This window comes from Caldimonas hydrothermalis, from assembly GCF_056746695.1.
Map to the genome: position 1 here is coordinate 1 of NZ_JBWQXA010000034.1, position 779 is coordinate 779.

General features: G+C 66.6%; 1 protein-coding gene. It reads right to left on the reverse strand.

The features are described from left to right. The coding region (locus tag AC1ECW_RS16250) for an Ig-like domain-containing protein (RefSeq protein WP_481202300.1) at nt 1-779 on the reverse strand (779 nt) is incomplete at both ends.

The following is a 779-nucleotide window of genomic DNA, read 5'->3' on the forward strand; positions in this document are numbered from 1 at the left end:
GTGTCGGCGGTCATGGCCAGCGAGGCGCCTGTACCTGCGTTGCCCGCGACATCGGTGTAGCTGCCCGCGCCAACCGCAATGCTCGGGGCATCCGTGCCCGACTGCGTGAAGGTGGCCGTCCAGGTGATGTTGTCGCTCGTGGTCAGACCCGAGAGCGTGCCGCCCGTGACCGTGATGTCCGAAGCGTCAAAGCCGGTCACCGGCTCGCTGAAGCTGAAAGTCACCGTCGTGGACTCACCGGCGGCCAGCAAGGTGTCAGCCGCGGTGATGGACAGCGTGGGTGCGGCGGTGTCGGCGGAGAGCGTCAGCGAAGCTCCGGCACCGGCATTGCCAGCCAGATCGGTGTAGGAGCCGGTACCGACGGCAATGCTCGGGGCATCCGTGCCCGACTGCGTGAAGGTGGCCGTCCAGGTGATGTTGTCGCTCGTGGTCAGACCCAAGAGCGTGCCGCCCGTGACCGTGATATCAGATACGTCAAACCCGCTGACGGCTTCCGAGAACGTGAAGGTGACGGTGGTGGACTCACCGGCGGCCAGCAAGGTGTCAGCCGCGGTGATGGACAGCGTGGGTGCGGCGGTGTCGGCCGTCATGGCCAGCGAGGCGCCTGTGCCAGCGTTGCCCGCGACATCGGTGTAGCTGCCACCGGCCACAGCGATGCTCGGCGCATCGGTGCCCGATTGCGTGAAGGTGGCCGTCCAGGTGATGTTGTCGCTCGTGGTCAGACCCGAGAGCGTGCCGCCCGTGACCGTGATATCAGATACGTCAAACCCGCTGACGGC